Annotated in this window: 11 protein-coding genes; 4 read left to right on the top strand and 7 right to left on the bottom strand. The window is 61.5% G+C overall.

The features are described 5' to 3' along the window. The first annotated feature begins 3 nt into the window (after nt 1–3). Nucleotides 4–3,195, top strand: coding sequence for an efflux RND transporter permease subunit (locus tag AB4Y97_RS10555; RefSeq protein ID WP_441998994.1), 3,192 nt, complete (start codon nt 4–6; stop codon nt 3,193–3,195). 86 nt (nt 3,196–3,281) lie between these two features. Here AB4Y97_RS10555 and AB4Y97_RS10550 read toward each other — a convergent pair whose 3' ends face one another. The 5 genes from AB4Y97_RS10550 to AB4Y97_RS10530 form a co-directional block, all read right to left on the bottom strand. Next, a complete protein-coding gene (locus tag AB4Y97_RS10550; RefSeq protein WP_441998993.1) occupies nt 3,282–4,031 on the bottom strand; it encodes a F0F1 ATP synthase subunit A in 750 nt (249 codons plus the stop codon). A gap of 291 nt (nt 4,032–4,322) precedes the next feature. Further along, nucleotides 4,323–4,649, bottom strand: coding sequence for a DUF1476 domain-containing protein (locus AB4Y97_RS10545; RefSeq protein WP_441998992.1), 327 nt, complete (start codon nt 4,647–4,649; stop codon nt 4,323–4,325). A gap of 433 nt (nt 4,650–5,082) precedes the next feature. Next, a complete protein-coding gene (locus AB4Y97_RS10540) occupies nt 5,083–7,362 on the bottom strand; it encodes a xanthine dehydrogenase family protein molybdopterin-binding subunit (RefSeq protein WP_441998991.1) in 2,280 nt (759 codons plus the stop codon). A 1-nt stretch (nt 7,363) separates the two neighbouring features. Next, a complete protein-coding gene (locus tag AB4Y97_RS10535) occupies nt 7,364–8,386 on the bottom strand; it encodes an FAD binding domain-containing protein (protein ID WP_441998990.1) in 1,023 nt (340 codons plus the stop codon). Nucleotides 8,387–8,389: 3 nt separating this feature from the next. Beyond that, a complete protein-coding gene (locus tag AB4Y97_RS10530; RefSeq protein ID WP_441998989.1) occupies nt 8,390–9,028 on the bottom strand; it encodes a (2Fe-2S)-binding protein in 639 nt (212 codons plus the stop codon). Nucleotides 9,029–9,534: 506 nt separating this feature from the next. On the opposite strand from AB4Y97_RS10530, the gene AB4Y97_RS10525 reads away from it, so the two are divergent. After that, nucleotides 9,535–10,074, top strand: coding sequence for a PilZ domain-containing protein (locus tag AB4Y97_RS10525; protein ID WP_441998988.1), 540 nt, complete (start codon nt 9,535–9,537; stop codon nt 10,072–10,074). Between the two features lie 623 nt (nt 10,075–10,697). Further along, nucleotides 10,698–11,045 (top strand): c-type cytochrome, encoded by a 348-nt coding sequence (locus AB4Y97_RS10520; RefSeq protein ID WP_441999055.1) that lies wholly within the window; start codon nt 10,698–10,700, stop codon nt 11,043–11,045. 398 nt (nt 11,046–11,443) lie between these two features. On the opposite strand, the gene AB4Y97_RS10515 is transcribed toward AB4Y97_RS10520, so the two are convergent. Further along, nucleotides 11,444–12,337 carry a LysR family transcriptional regulator gene (locus AB4Y97_RS10515; protein WP_441998987.1) on the bottom strand — a complete coding sequence of 298 codons (894 nt, stop codon included), beginning with the start codon at nt 12,335–12,337 and terminating at the stop codon, nt 11,444–11,446. 213 nt (nt 12,338–12,550) lie between these two features. On the opposite strand from AB4Y97_RS10515, the gene AB4Y97_RS10510 reads away from it, so the two are divergent. Next, complete coding sequence (locus tag AB4Y97_RS10510; RefSeq protein ID WP_441998986.1) at nt 12,551–13,405, top strand: D-amino-acid transaminase; 855 nt, start codon at nt 12,551–12,553, stop codon at nt 13,403–13,405. A gap of 171 nt (nt 13,406–13,576) precedes the next feature. On the opposite strand, the gene AB4Y97_RS10505 is transcribed toward AB4Y97_RS10510, so the two are convergent. Beyond that, the gene (locus AB4Y97_RS10505; RefSeq protein ID WP_441998985.1) at nt 13,577–15,097 is read right to left on the bottom strand and encodes a serine hydrolase domain-containing protein; all 1,521 of its coding nucleotides are present in this window, start codon (nt 15,095–15,097) and stop codon (nt 13,577–13,579) included. Nucleotides 15,098–15,144: the final 47 nt, after the last annotated feature.

The following is a 15,144-nucleotide window of genomic DNA, read 5'->3' as shown; positions in this document are numbered from 1 at the left end:
CCGATGCTGTCCTCAATCTTTGTCGACCGACCCCGACTGGCGATCGTCATCGCCATCGTCACGACGATCGCCGGTGCCCTGGCGCTCTGGACCATCCCGATCGCACAATATCCCGATATCGTCCCGCCCCAGGTCTCCGTCTCCACGAACTATCCCGGTGCCTCTGCCGATGTCGTGGACGCGACCATCGCCCAGCCGATCGAGTCGCAGGTCGTCGGTGTCGACAAGATGATCTACATGAAAAGCGTGAGCGGCAACGATGGCAGCTATACGCTGACTGCCTCGTTCGAACTGGGCACGGATCCGGACATCAATGCCGTCAATGTCAACAACCGGGTTCAGGTCGCACTCTCCAAGCTGCCCCAGGATGTTCAGCGCCAGGGCGTCACGGTAAAAAAGAAGTCATCGGCGCTATTGGGCGTCGTCGCCCTCTACTCGCCCAAACATACCCATGACCCGCTGTTCATTTCGAACTACGCCACGATCAACATTCTCGACCAGATCAAGAGCACACATGGTGTCGGCGATGCTCTGCTATGGGGCCCTCAGGACTACGCCATGCGTGCGTGGGTCCGGCTTGACCGATTGACCGGCCTTGGCCTGACGACGGGCGATATCATCAACGCGATCCGGGCACAGAACGTGCAGGCCGCCGTCGGGCGCATAGGTGCGCGCCCTATCTCGGACGACCAGCAGCTTCAGCTGAACATTCAAACGAAAGGGCGGCTCAGCTCCGTCGAGGATTTTGAGAAAATCGTTTTGCGTACCAATCCCGACGGATCCGTCCTTCAGCTCCGCGATGTCGCGCGCCTGGAGCTGGGCGCAGCCAATCTCGACCGAGAAACCCGGTTCAATGGTGGTCCGGCGGCCGTGATGGCGATCTTCCAGTCCCCTGGCGCCAATGCGATTACAACGCTGAACGCGGTGAAAGCCCAAATTTCGGAGCTGGCGAAGAGTTTCCCGGAAGATCTGACATGGAAAGTCACCTACGATCCGACGGTCTTTGTCACCGACACGATCCACGAAGTCAGAAAGACCTTGATCGAGGCTTTCATCCTCGTCGTGCTCGTAGTCTTTCTGTTCCTCGGCAGCGTTAGGGCGACCTTGATCCCGACTTTTGCCGTCCCCGTGAGCCTGATCGGCACATTCATCGTGCTGAAGGCCGTCGGCTATTCCGCCAATTCGGTTTCGCTCCTTGCGATCGTGCTTTCCATCGGCATCGTGGTGGACGACGCCATCGTGGTGGTCGAAAATGTCGAGCGGGTGATGGAGGAGCATCCCGAACTCTCGCCCGCGGACGCGACCAAACGGGCCATGCGGGAGATTACCGCGCCGATCATCGCCATTACGCTGGTGCTGCTCTCGGTTTTTGTCCCCGTGGCTTTCATTCCCGGCATCTCCGGCGAGTTGTTCCGCCAGTTCGCGGTGACCGTCGCGGTCAGTATGTTTCTCTCGGCGATCAACGCGTTGACGCTGTCGCCAGCCCTCTGTGGCGTGTTGCTGCGGCCCCACCATGGACCGCGTCGAGGCGTGATCGGATTGGTGATGCGCTTTATCGACCGGGCGCGTGACGCCTACGGAACCGCCGTCAGCCGACTTGTCCGCATCTCGGTCATTGGGTTGGTGCTGGTCGCAGCCGCGGGATTCGGTGTCTTCGTCCTCTCGCGGATCACGCCTACCGGGTTCCTGCCGGAAGACGATCAGGGTGCCTTTTTCGTGATAGTGCAATTGCCGGATGGCGCGTCCGTCGCGCGGACATCGGAAGTGATCCAGCGCGCCGAAAGCGTCCTACGCGACGAGGGGGCCGTGGCCGACTTCACTTCGGCGATCGGACTGAACTTCATCGACAACTACTCGCAGCCGAACGCGGCCTTCATTGTCGTCACATTGAAACCGTTCGAGGAGCGCCAGGATCGCTCGCTCGGCGCATCCGAGGTGATCGCACGCCTCGGCCCGAAACTTCGTCAGGTTCCGGGCGGAACTGTCGTGCCTTTGGCGCCACCGCCGATCATCGGCCTCGGCACGGGCGGCGGCTTTACCTATGTTTTGCAGGATCTGCGCGGGGGCGACCCAAAGGTCCTGGCGCAGGTTCTGCGCGGCTTGACCGTGGCCGCGAACCAGGAGCCACAATTGGCCCGCGTGTTCAGTACATTCTCGGCCACGAGCCCCTCCATTTTCCTCGATATCGACCGGAACAAAGTCCAGATCCTCGGCGTCCCGCTGAACAGTGTCTTCCAAGCCCTGGAGGCAGCGCTCGGGGGATATTACGTCAACGACATGAACCTGTTCGGCCGCACGTGGCAGGTTCAGGTCCAGGCCGAAGCCGTCGATCGGGCGAGCGTCGAGGACATCTATCGCATCAACGTGCGCAATGCCGAAGGGAAGATGGTTCCCTTGAGAAGCCTCCTGGAGGTCCGGGTCATCGTCGGACCGCCTTCCCTGATCCGCTACAACAACCGCCGAGCCGTCACGGTCCAGGGAAGTCCTGCGGAGGGAGTCTCGTCCGGGCAGGCACTGGCGGCGATGGAGCGGGTGGCAGCGCGCACACTTCCGCCGGGCTTCGCCGGCGAGTGGACAGATACCGCTTTCCAGGAAAAGCGCGCCGAGGGCAAGACCGCGATGATCCTCGGCTTCGCCGTGCTCTTCGCATTCCTGTTCCTTGTGGCGCTGTATGAGAGCTGGACCATACCAATCCCGGTCTTGCTGTCTGTGACAATCGGCGTTTTTGGGGCATTCGCAGGCATCGTGATCGCACACCTCACCCTCGATCTCTACGGACAGATCGGGATGATCGTGCTGATCGGACTAGCGGCGAAGAACGGTATTCTGATCGTCGAATTCGCGAAGGAGCAGCGGGAGAGGGGCGTTCCCTTGCTGAAGGCAGCCACGGAAGGGGCGCGACTGCGCTTCCGCCCCGTCATGATGACATCGCTGGCCTTCATCCTCGGCCTGTTTCCGCTTGTTGTCGCGACAGGTGCCTCCGAACTCGCCCGGCGCAATGTCGGAACACCTGTCTTCGGCGGCATGATCCTCGCCTCATTCGTCGGGATCTTCGTCATTCCGCCGCTCTATGTGACGTTCCAGGCGCTGCGTGAAAAGGTAAAGCGGACCGGCCGTTCGGAGAAGCCGATGCCGCAGGCCGATGCGGCGGCTCCGCCGTCTGTTCCTGGCACGTCCGAGCATCCTGCCGAGTGATGAGCAGGAAGGCCCTGGCGGGAGCGGGATCAAGCCTGTGCTAGCTGAAGCCAGTTGCGCCCGAAACTGCTGATGCCGTAGCTGGATCAATGACCGGGATGCAGCGCATCGTTCAGGTAGATGCAGGTCAGGACCGTGAAGACGTAAGCTTGCAAAGTTGCGACGAAAAGCTCGAACGCGGTGAGCGCGACCGCCATCACCAATGGTAGCGGCGCCAGCAAGGCATAGCCAAAGCCTGCTGCGCCAAGAGAAACCACGAAACCGCCGAAGATCTTCAAGGCAATGTGGCCTCCGAGCATGTTGGCAAAGAGACGCAGGCTTAACGAGATAGGTCGCGCAAGAAACGAGATGATCTCAATAACGACGATGATCGGAAGAAGCCAAATAGGTACTCCGGAGGGGGCGAAGAGTCTCAGGAAATGCATCCCGTGAGTGACAGTCCCATACGCAATCACGGTTACGATCACCAGTGCGGCCAGGGCGAAGGTGACAACGATCTGGCTGGTGACGGTAAAGAAGCCTGGGATCATTCCGAACAGGTTGAGCGTTAGCACGAACAAAAAGAGCGAGAATACGAAGGGAAAGAACTTCAGTCCCTCCTGTCCCGTTGTATTCTTCAGAGTGTCGGCCACAAATTCGTGCAGCACCTCGGCAATCGATTGAGCGCGGCTAGGAACGATGGCGCGCTTGCGAGTGGCGAGAAGCAGGCCGCCCACGATAAACACCACGGCGCCGACCATGAACAGAGCAGAGTTGGTAACTGCAAGCTCAACATTTCCAACCCTTCCCAACGGAATGATCGGAGTAATGACAAACTGCTCCATGGGGCTAGCCATGACCGCCTCCCAACCGACGCGTCGCGCTTGCTCATCCAAGGTGCAGATTAGCAGGAAATTGCCGAGCCGTGAAGGAGCGGTCCCGACCCGGTATTACGCGTCAAAGGGTCCTCGTCTGTCGCTCTCGCCATTGTCTCGATGGTGACAATACGGAGCGTCGATAATGGCCGGAACGCGCCGTCGTCGGATAGGATGTCACAAACTGTTCCGAGGTGCTGAACAGTCTGGGCTGGAGCGGGCGCCTATCGGCAAACTGGTCGATATCGACGACGTTGGACGCACGACGGCCTTTTACCAGGGTTTTGACTTAACCTGAGCGATTGCCGCCGCCATCAGTTCAGACATCTTCTCCCGGATCTGGTCCTCGGACTGGCCAATGCCGCGTGCCTCGAAGTCGGCGTGAATCTGTTTGACGAGCCTCTCATCGACAACAGCTGCCACTACGCTCCTGCTGGTTTCCTCCACATAAGCATCGGCTTGCGCGCCCGTGAGCCTGAGTTGCTTGGCCGCCCATTCTCCAAGCAGCTTGTTGCGCCTTGCGAGAGCTCTGAAGCGCGCCTCTTCATCATGCACGAACATCTGCTCAAACGCTTGCTCACGGTTACCAAAAAGGGTCATTGAACACTCCTGCTGAGTCTGTTTTGTGAACAGATTCGTGCTCACGCCGTCATAAACAGGAGCGTCGTCAGCTCGACCGGGGTCCGCAGCGTCTGAAAGGCATGGAGCGGGCAAGCGGCACGAGGAAGCTCCTGACCATATCAAAACCGATAATCACGGCCTGAAGGAGGCAGTCCCGGCTTCGCCGTTCAGCGCGTGGACAGAAAAGCCAGCTCCGCCCTCGGCCCATCCTTCCGGCAGCCAAGTCGAGATTGCTTGCCACGTCGCAAGCCCGGATCGGAGCCAAAAGGGTTGTTGGAGGCTCGGCAAGCGTTGGGCCGCAAGGATATAAAACCGTTTGCCGAGGGATGCTGGCAATGCATATTATCGCTCGCTGATCGGTTCGCCGCACAGGTGCTCGGAACCCTATCCCGCATTGTTCTGTCAGCATTGATTAGACTATCAGGTTTTCGAGCCGGACCGGCAGGTCGCGAATCCGCTTGCCGGTCGCGTGATAGATAGCGTTCACGATTGCGGCCGCGGTGCCCACGTTGCCAAGTTCACCCAGGCCTTTGACGCCAGCCGGGTTGACCTCGTGGTCTACCTCGGGGACAAGGATGACCTCGACCTCCTGAATGTCGGCGTTCACGGGCACGTAATATTCCGCCAAGTCGCGGTTCACATAGCGCGCGGTGCGCTCGTCGACCCCCGTCTCCTCCAGAAGCGCCGAGCTCATGCCCCAGATCAGGCCGCCCAAGAGCTGGCTGCGAGCCGTGCGCGTATTCATGATGCGTCCGGCAGCAAAGGCGCCGACAAGGCGGGGCACCCGGATCTCGCGTGTGCGAACGTTGATGCGCACCTCGACGAATTCGGCTCCAAGGGCGTATTGCACCTTGCTGCGCCTGGAGCCATTGATCAGCGTGCTCGCGCCGGCGTAAAGTTTTTGCACGGCATCCTGCGGCGCGCCCTCGGGAATGAACTCTGCGTATTCTTCCACGACGCCAGCGCCGAGCGCCCTGAAAATTTCCTGCAGCTTCTGCGAAGCTCCGTCGTTCGCGACGATCATGCCGTCCCTGATGTCGAGATCGCCCGGGTCCTTGCCGGCGAGCGGGCCGCCGTGGGAACCGACACTTGCCTGGGACAGTCGCGCACGGATTTGCCGGCAAGCCGTCAGGACAGCGGAGCAGACGCTCGCCGTGCTGTTCGAGCCGCCCGAAACCGGCGCCGGAGGCAGATCGGTATCGCCCATCATCACCTCGACCGCGTCGACGGGGACCCCAAGCTGCTCTGCTGCCATCTGGGCCGCCACCGTGCGGATGCCCGTGCCGATCTCGTGCGACGCGCTTTGCACCAGCACCTTGCCATTCGCGGTCAGGCGCACACGCGCGGTCGCTGCCCCGACATTGGTCGGGTAGGCGGCGGTGGCACAGCCAAGGCCGATGAGCCATTCGCCGTCCCGCATCGAACCGGGCTTGGGATTTCGTGCCGCCCAGTTGAAGGCCTCGGCCGCCTGATCGAAGCACTGCATCAGCGAACGGCTGGTATAGGGCTTGCCCCCTATGGGCTCAGTCATCGTGTCGTTCACGCGGCGAAGCTCCACCGGATCCATGCCGAGTCTTTCCGCAAGTTCGTCCATCGCGGTCTCAAGAGCGAACACATACGGAAATTCAGGCGGCGACCGCATATAGCCCGGCGTCTGCCGGTCGGCCTTGACGAGGTTCACCCGGCTGTAGACGGAACCGTAGCCATAGAGGCGTGTGGTCGTCGATGTTCCGCCGACCACGTAATTGTCGACCCGCGAGGTCAGCTCCCAGCCCTCGTGGCTGAAAGCCGTAATTCTCCCGTCCGGAGTTGTGCCCATGCGAATCCGGTGTCGGGTCGGCGCCCGGTAGGTTGCGGTCGTGAAGCCCTGCATGCGGGTGACGACACAGCGCACGGGCCTGTTCAGACGGCGGGCGGCAAGCGCTACGATGGCCGTGCGCGGCGTCATCGGTCCCTTCGAGCCAAAGGCGCCACCGATATAGGGACTGACCACGCGCACCTTGGCAGGGTCCATTTGAAGCTGACGAGCGATCTCAGCCCTGAAGCCGTAGACATTCTGCGACGGCTCGTACACGGTGAGCTGATCGCCGGTCCAGAGCGCGGTCGTCGAGAACAACTCGATTGGATTGTGATGCTGCGTTGGCGTCGTATATGCAGCATCCAGTTTCACGGGCGCGGCTTCGAACGCTGCAGCGAAGTCCCTGACCGCCGGGTCGTCCTGCACCCTCTCGGTGTTGCCTTTGGCCGGGATGGTCTCGGTGCCGGCGGATCCGAGCGAGGCGCTCGGCTGTTCCGGCTGGTAGTCGGCTGTGACCTTCGAGGCTGCCTCCTGTGCCGCTTCGAAAGTATTGGCGATCACGAGGGCCATGATCTGGCCATCGTGCCGGATCGTCGTTTCATGCAGGGGCCCAAGCGAGGTGCAGCTCGCATTCGCGAATTGCGGCCTCTGGATGCCGTCGATATCCCCGTAGCTGATAATCTCGAGCACGTCCGGCACGGCCCGGGCTTCGTCCAGCCGGATTTCGTTCACCCGACCGCGGGCGATGTCGCTTGTCACCAACACGCCGTAGGCCAAGTTGTTCAGCGGGATATCGGCAGCATAGCGCGCTTCGCCGGTGACCTTGAGCCGGGCGTCGATCCGCGGGACAGGCTGGCCTTGGTTCCGTTTGGGCTCTGGGGCCGAGGCGCTCATCTCATGCCTCCATCAGCTTGGCTTCGAGCAATGCGCGGACCAGTGTCTGCTTGCCGATCGGCACTTTGAAGGCGTTGTGCTCGCGGGTTTGCGCGGTCGAAAAGGCGACATTCGCCGCCTCCATCGCCGTGCTCTCGTCGAGCGCCTTGCCTTTGAGGACGGCTTCGGCATCGCGGGCTCGCCAAGGAACGGTCGCCACACCGCCAAGGGCGATCCGCACGTCGCGCACCGCTTTCCCGTCGAGGTCGATCGCCACGGCTGCCGACGTGAGCGCGAACTGGTACGACTGGCGGTCGCGAACCTTGATGTAACGCGACCGGCGGGTCCATGGCCCGGCCGGAACATCGATGAAGGTGATCAATTCGCCGGGTTCGAGCACCGTTTCGATGTTCGGCGTATCGGCCGGAAGCCGATGAAGTTCGGAAAAGGCAATGGTGCGTGCACCGTTCGGCCCCATGATCTCGACCGTTGCGTCGAGCGCTATCAGAGCCTGCGCGAAATCGCCGGGATAGGCCGCAATGCACTGCTCGCTCGTGCCCAGCACGGCGTGCTGACGGTTGAGGCCGTTCATGGCCGAGCAACCGGAACCAGGATTGCGCTTGTTGCAGGGCCAGGACGTCTCGCGAAAATACTCGCAGCGGGTGCGCTGGAGCGGATTGCCGCCGAGGCTCGCCATGTTGCGGATCTGGCGGGTGGCCGCAAGATGAAGCGTGTCGTAGATCACCGGATACTGGCTTTTGACGACAGGGTGGTCCTCGGCTTGGCTCATCCGCACCAGGGCGCCGAAACGCAGGCCGCGCTCGTCCGCTCGGATCTCCCTGTACCGCGGGTCTGCAAGCCGGTTGATGTCGACCAGGACCTCCGGCTGCATCACGTTGAGCTTCATATAGTCCGACATGTTCGTGCCGCCGGAGATGAACTGGCCGGGAGCCTGGGCCGGAGGACCGTTCTGCGCGGACTTCGACCGGGCGGCGTCGATGGCGCTGCCGGCGTCGTCGGGACGGTGATAAGCAAAGGGCTGCATCTGTCAGATCCCTTTCATGCGGTCGCGCGCCTGCTTGATGGCTGCCACGATATTTGGGTAGGCGGCGCAACGGCAGATATTGCCGCTCATGTACTCGCGGATGGCCGCGTCCGTTTCCGCATTGCCTTCCATTACGCAGGCGACCGCCGACATGATTTGCCCCGGCGTGCAATAGCCACATTGGAAAGCGTCGTGGTCGATGAAGGCCTGCTGCATCGGATGCAATTCGCCGCCCGGGCCCACGAGTCCCTCGATCGTCGTAATATCGTATCCGTCCTGCATCACTGCGAAAGTCATGCAGGAGAGCTCCCGCCGACCGTTCACGAGCACGGTGCAGGCGCCGCATTGCCCATGGTCGCAGCCCTTCTTGGTGCCCGTCAGGCCGATGTGATCGCGGAGTGCGTCCAACAGACTGGTCCGGGCATCGAGCGCCAGGACATGGTTCTGGTTGTTGATCCGAAGGGTCACGTCGACCGGCTGGCGAGGATTCTTCGGCGGAGCCGGCGTCACGGTCTGGGCAGAGGCGTCCCCGATGCCGCCGAGCGGCATCGCGGCTGCCGTCGATGCTGTGGTCAGCAGAAAATTCCGGCGGCTGAATCCTCGACCGGGGACGCCATTCCGGAATCCGGAGCTTTCGGCCATGGCTTCACCTCTTGCAGGAAGCACGCGGGCGCCGCCATTCTCGGGCGCGAGTGACGATGGCATGCGGCTGGGCATGAGTGGTGCCGATCAGGCCTTAACGATCCCCAACTGGCGATTGTTCCCGGGAAAGCACGAGTTGCCGCAGTGACTTGAGCCGGCAGGCTCAGGTGGCCCGAGAAGTAACCGGATCGAGGCATAGGAGGAGGATTGAGATCGACCCGCTTCTCCTCAGCCCCACGCATGCCGAGGAGATGTTCGCTGTACGGGCGCATCCAGCTGCTCAGCTATCCCACCGACCATCGCAAGCCGGAGCCGCGACCTTTAAGGCTGGGCCGTGGCGGCTGACGTCGCGGTTGGCTTCCGACTCGTCCACCCAAGACGGGGAGGGCTACCTCGGACCGTCCGACTGACCTCTAAACTTTCGGAGGATTTTGTGTCTCGGGACTTGAGGAATTAACGGATGCATGGTCTTGGTAACGATGCGTTAACCATTTTTTGGTGTTGAGATGTCGCCGGTCGAACCCAGGCTTCCATGCAGCGTGAGAGACAACACGCGAAGCGCGAGACGTCTTCGCGTGTTGCAGCAGGCCAAAATCGTGTTCGATACCGAGACCATGATCCACTGCGTAGTGCGGGATCTCTCGACCGGAGGTGCGAAGATCGAGATCAGGCAGCACGTGCCATTGCCCGAGACATTCGATCTCTTCATCTGCGCGCACGATCTTCGGGTTCACCGTGCGCAGCTGCGTTGGCGAAAGGGAGAGTTCGCAGGCGTCTCGTTCGATTCCGACGACGTCGAGAAGCCAGTCGACATGGGAGCTTTGCCGAATCATGCTCCCGCGAGGCCATATCCGGTTCTCATCCGATCCAATCCGATGATCGCGAGGCCGCCGGAGCCGTATCATCCCAGCTATCAATCGCCCGTAGAATACCCAGCGTTCATAGCCGTCGGCGAGCAAACGCGGCCAGCGGATGGAAAGTCCACAGGTAGATCGATACAATCAGGGCGATACGGTTGCGACCGGAGGCGGCGGAAAATCCGTTGAGGCGCTCTTGGACGTAGTAGGCGATTACGGTTCTGTCGCGAATTTTGTCTGACGACGAAAGGCACGTCCGCGGCTTGTCAAGCAGTTCATGCGGCGCGCGGAAATCGATGGCCCGGTTACGGGTCGGCAGGCGCCTGAGCCGCATCTTCCGAGTGCTGATCTCTCCTGTCGCGGCCTGGATCTGGAACTGCGGATTGTTCGCGTTCTGGCATTTGCCCCGGCCTTATCCCGGCCTTATGCCTGGGCGTTGAAGCACGAATCCGTTCACGTCCTTGAGCATCTCTGCTTCTTCATCGGTTCATTCGCATTCTGGTCTATCGTGATCGAGCCATCCGGGCGGCGTATGGCGCAACACTGCTGTTCGTCGCGACCGCAGCCGTTCTCAGCGGATTGCCCGGTGCGCTAACGGTCCTGACCTCGCGGCCATTCTACGCCATCCACGCTGAGTGCGTTGCGCATTGGAAGGCTGACGCTCCTGGAGGATCAGCATCTTGCAAGCCTGTTCATGTGGATTTCCGCCGGTTTCGTCTATATGGCCGCGATTGAAATTCTGTTCGTTATCTGGCTCCGCGCTGCCGAGCGGCGCTCCGCGACAGATCTGCGCCGGCTCACGGTCCTGAGTTCTGCTCCTGTCCAGCTGCGAGGATCGGGCCGCCGAACAATCCACCTCCAGCATCACGCCGGCAAGCTTCGGCGGAGATCTTAAACGGGCGAAGGAGATCACCGAAATCGGATGCGGGTCCTGTCACACCATCCCCGGTACCACAGGCGCGAACGGGCTCGTGGGACCGCCGCTCGATCAAATGGGCAGTCGTGTCTTCGTCGCCGGCATTCTTCGCAATACGCTGGACAACATGACCCTGTGGCTGCGCAATCCGCAGGCGGTCGTCCCCGGCAATGTGATGCCGAACATGGGTCTGCAGGAACAGGAGGCGCGCGACATTACCGCCTATCTTTATCCTCTCCGATAGCGGGCTCAGGAGTAGAGCATTGAATTGTGAATTGGAATCGATGGATTCTGCGGGTACCGTCACGTTAAAGCCTTGACGCTACAGAGCCTTTCTGGGCGGAGCGCCATAAGCCAGCAGCAACGCTCTTCGCCTTGACCCAAAGTTCTAAATTCGGGATCGGGACTTGCGGGATCGGTGATGCTGATGGCCCGATCGGCGCCGCGCCGGCAGGGCGAGCATGACGGTGTTCGGCCGGGGAGAGCGATCTGGATTACGACGGGCCTCATGCGCAAGGTGTGTCTTGCCGTTTCTTCACCGACGAGGCGTCGGCGATGTGTTCGCAGGACCGGACCGGAATCCTCATTTCGTCCATTCACCACCGGGCGCTCGGCTTCGCCGTGGCATGATTGCTGTGGTCTTTAAGCCTCGAGGGCGCTCCAGAAGCGTTTCACGATCGGCCGTTCGTTTGCGAGAAAGCGGTAGAGACGAATGTCGACGCTCAGATCCCAGGATGGGGCTCCCGCTCGCACGACGCGGCCGGCGGCAAGGTCGTCCACCAGGATGCTCTCGGGGATCCAGGCAAGGCCCCAGCCGGCGACAGCCATCGCCTTCAGGCCTTCGGACATGGTGTTCTCATAGACTGGAATGCGCTCTAGCGGACGCTGCTGGAAGAGGCTCGTCAGGGCGTGTCCGAAAAAGGCGCCGGGGCCATAGGCAAGATAGCGGACCGGCTGACCGGTTTCATCGATCCGATGTAAAGGGCGGCCCTCGGGGTCTGGCGCCGAAACGGGAATGATGCTTTCCCGGCCTAGCGTCTTATAGGCGAAACGGGCCTCGTCGATCATGACCGGTACGGCTGGATGGGCGTAGATGAGGAGGAAGTCGCTTTCCCCTTCGGTAAGCGAATTCACAAAGCTTTCCATGCTGCTGTTGTCCGCGCTCAGGCGCGTCGAAAGGGCTCCGAAACGCGGCTCGATGCTTTGAAGCCAGCGCGGGAAGAACGTGATCGACAAGGTGTGAAGCGCCGCAAAACTGAGGGTATTGGCCTTGATACCCTGGTTCCCGCGGACATCGTTGCGCGCCCGATAGAGGTTGCTCACGACCTCCTGCGCGACAGGAAGGAAGTCTTGGCCAGCCTGGGTGAGATGGGCGGGAAACGTGGCCCGGTCGACCAGGGGAACCCCTACCCAGGTCTCCAGTTGCTTGATCCGGCGGCTGAAGGCGGATTGCGTGACATGACGTTCCTCGGCCGACCGCGAGAAACTCAAGGTGTTTGCAAGGCTGATGAAGTCCTCAAGCCACTTGATTTCCATACCGCGCTCCGGGTGCTGGCGATCTGGACATTGTTTTGAACGGATTTGCCCACGACTCAAGTCAAAACCTTTTGCTGTCCATGGTCTCGCATGCAGGCTCCGCATGGGTTGGTGCGCAATACGAATTGGGCAGATGGAGCGCCAATCCTTAGTATTCCCGGCAGTTTAGCCCGCGAGCCTTGAGTGCATCGCAAGAACCGAGGAGATGAGATTTTGACCCGCACTGCCTATGTCAATGGAGATTTCCTACCCCTCGATGAGGCCCGCATCTCCATTCTCGACCGCGGCTTTCTCTTCGCGGACGGTATCTATGAGGTGTCGGCGGTGCTTGACGGCAAGCTCATCGACAACGAGTCGCACCTGATGCGGCTCGAACGCTCGGTCGGGGAGATCGCATTGGCGATGCCTGAGACCCGTGAGCGCATCGAGGAGATCCAGAAGGAGCTCATCGTGCGAAACGGCCTCGTCGAGGGCGTGGTCTATATTCAGGTGACGCGCGGAGCGGCGGACCGGGATTTCGTCTTCCCCAAAGGCGTGAAGCCGAGCCTCGTGATGTTTACGCAGGAAAAGAACATTGTTGCGTCTCCGGCCGCGCAACGGGGCATCGCCGTAAAGACGTTAGCCGATATCCGCTGGGCACGGCGCGACATCAAGAGCGTCGCGCTTCTGGCACAGGTGCTGGCCAAGCAGGCGGCCGCCGAGGCCGGTTGCCAGGAGGCCTGGATGATCGAGGACGGCAAGATCACCGAGGGTGGTTCCTCGACCGTGTTTATCGTGACGAAGGATGACGTAGTCGTCACGCGGCCCAACTCCAACGCCATTCTTCCGGGGTGCACGCGCAAAGCACTCATGGCTTTGGCGGAAGAGCGCCAGATCCGCGTTGAAGAACGGGCATTTTCCCTTGACGAGGCTCTTGCCGCGAAGGAAGCCTTCATCACCAGCGCTTCGGCATTCCTTCAGCCCGTCGTGACCATCGATGGCGTCGCGGTGGCGGACGGAAAGCCAGGACCGCTCGCGACGCGGCTGCGCGAAATCTACATCGACTTCGCGCGCGCTACGGCGCGGTAGCGCGCCACTCGAGTTCCCTCCCCCTTGTGGGGAGGGCTAGGGTGGGGGTGCTGGCGCCTTGCTGGTTCCAGGCTGGCACCAATACCCCCACCTCCAACTCCTCCCCACAAGGGGGAGGAGGGCCGCGTGACGCTTCTTGCACGAGCTTTAGAAGCGAGGTGCTGGCGAGCGCTACGCCCGCGTGAATTCCAGTACGCGGCTGCGGTTCAGGAAAAGCCCGACCTTGTCGCCGTCGAAGACGAGGCTGGTACGCTTGGTCCATGGACCATCCTTGCCGTCCATCAGCAGGCGGTTGTTGCCGAGCGAGGTCAAAGGCGCACTCGTCCGCGCCGGACCGACACCGATCTCAAACCGGTCGCCTTTGATCTCGAAGGCTGAATGATAGGCCGGACATGTCCAATGTCCCTGGACGCGTGACAGGGAATCATCGGTCTTCACGGGAAGGAAGCACCGCGCAGCATGGCCGATCTCGCCCTCGATGGCCGAGCCGGTCCAGCGCAGGCGCATGGGCATATGGGCGGAAAGCGACACGGACCAGCCGCCTTCCGCCTCATAGAGCGTTTCGCCCGCGCCAAGGAAGGTGGCAATGCCGTCCTTCATTTCGAGCCAGAACGGCCCGGTCTCCGTCGCATAGAGACCATCCGGAATGCGGTTGCTGCGTCTGGGGAGGTCTTCGCCGAGCAGGGCGGCCATGACCTGAAGCGCGAGCCCTGATGGAGCGGTATCCTCCCGATTGGAGACGATGACGACGCCCGCGCGGCGTTCCGGATCAAGCAGGAAGTAAGCCTTGTAGCCCGCATGCGAGCCGCCATGGCCGACAAGTCGGTTATCGCCAAGCTGCGACCAGGCGAGGCCGAGGCCGTATTGCGTAGCGCGGCCGTCAGCGAGCGTGCGCGGGGCGGATTGGCGCTTCAATACGCCTGCTCCGGGGCCGCGATCCCCGAGGACGGTTTGCAGCCAGATTGCCAGATGACGCGCACTGCCGGTGAGGGAGCCGGAAGCGGAGAGATGAAGGCCCGCCGTGCCGAGTTGCCAGCCCTGCTCCGATTTCCAGTATCCGGGCACGAGACCGCGGATAGGATCGAACCACAATTCCGGTGCGCGAATGTCGATGCCGAGAGGGCGCGAAATATGCTCCTGCACCAACTCGTCAAAGAGGAGACCCTTGTTCTTCAAGGCCGCTTCCACGAGACGATAACCGGTGTTGGAGTAGGAAATCTCATGTCCGGCAGAAAAATTTACCGCCGCGAGGCCATCAAGGAAGTCGAGGATCGGTTGGGCCTCGGTCGCCGTGTGAACGGAAATTCCGAGAAGTGACAGGGTATCGCGCACATCGGGCAAGCCGCCGGTCATGTCGAGCGCGCGTCCGACGGTGACATCCGCCATCGGCGCATGCAGGCCCGGCAAGTGTGCGGCGAGAGGATCCTCTAACCCGATCTTGTCCTCATGGCGTAGGGTCATGGCGGCGAGGATGTGCTTGGTAATCGAGGCATATCGCACGACACTGTCGGCAGAGAACGGAACACCGGTCGCAAGACTTTCAAGTCCGCCGGCGGCCTCGATGCGAATATCGTTCTCGTCGAACACGACGACAGCACCGCCAGGATCGCCATCGCGCTTCCAGGCATCGGTGATCCGTGTGGCCGTCTCGGCCGCCGAGGACCAATGCAGGGGGGAGGGGACAGCGTCCATCGTCATCTCCTTGATCTTCGCCGCCATGGGCGGGAAAGGCCGGGTCT

It is taken from the genome of Microvirga sp. 2TAF3, from assembly GCF_052114965.1.
Lineage (GTDB): Bacteria > Pseudomonadota > Alphaproteobacteria > Rhizobiales > Beijerinckiaceae > Microvirga.
Note: the sequence above shows the minus strand (reverse complement) of the source record. Positions and strands in the feature narration are given on the sequence as shown.

Excerpts from the sequence above, each read along its gene's own strand:
- AB4Y97_RS10525 (WP_441998988.1), top strand. The coding sequence starts at position 9,535 with ATGTCGCCGGTCGAACCCAGGCTTCCATGCAGCGTGAGAGACAACACG.
- AB4Y97_RS10545 (WP_441998992.1), bottom strand. The coding sequence starts at position 4,649 with ATGACCCTTTTTGGTAACCGTGAGCAAGCGTTTGAGCAGATGTTCGTG.
- AB4Y97_RS10550 (WP_441998993.1), bottom strand. The coding sequence starts at position 4,031 with ATGGCTAGCCCCATGGAGCAGTTTGTCATTACTCCGATCATTCCGTTG.
- AB4Y97_RS10535 (WP_441998990.1), bottom strand. The coding sequence starts at position 8,386 with ATGCAGCCCTTTGCTTATCACCGTCCCGACGACGCCGGCAGCGCCATC.
- AB4Y97_RS10555 (WP_441998994.1), top strand. The coding sequence starts at position 4 with ATGCTGTCCTCAATCTTTGTCGACCGACCCCGACTGGCGATCGTCATC.
- AB4Y97_RS10540 (WP_441998991.1), bottom strand. The coding sequence starts at position 7,362 with ATGAGCGCCTCGGCCCCAGAGCCCAAACGGAACCAAGGCCAGCCTGTC.
- AB4Y97_RS10530 (WP_441998989.1), bottom strand. The coding sequence starts at position 9,028 with ATGGCCGAAAGCTCCGGATTCCGGAATGGCGTCCCCGGTCGAGGATTC.
- AB4Y97_RS10515 (WP_441998987.1), bottom strand. The coding sequence starts at position 12,337 with ATGGAAATCAAGTGGCTTGAGGACTTCATCAGCCTTGCAAACACCTTG.
- AB4Y97_RS10505 (WP_441998985.1), bottom strand. The coding sequence starts at position 15,097 with ATGGACGCTGTCCCCTCCCCCCTGCATTGGTCCTCGGCGGCCGAGACG.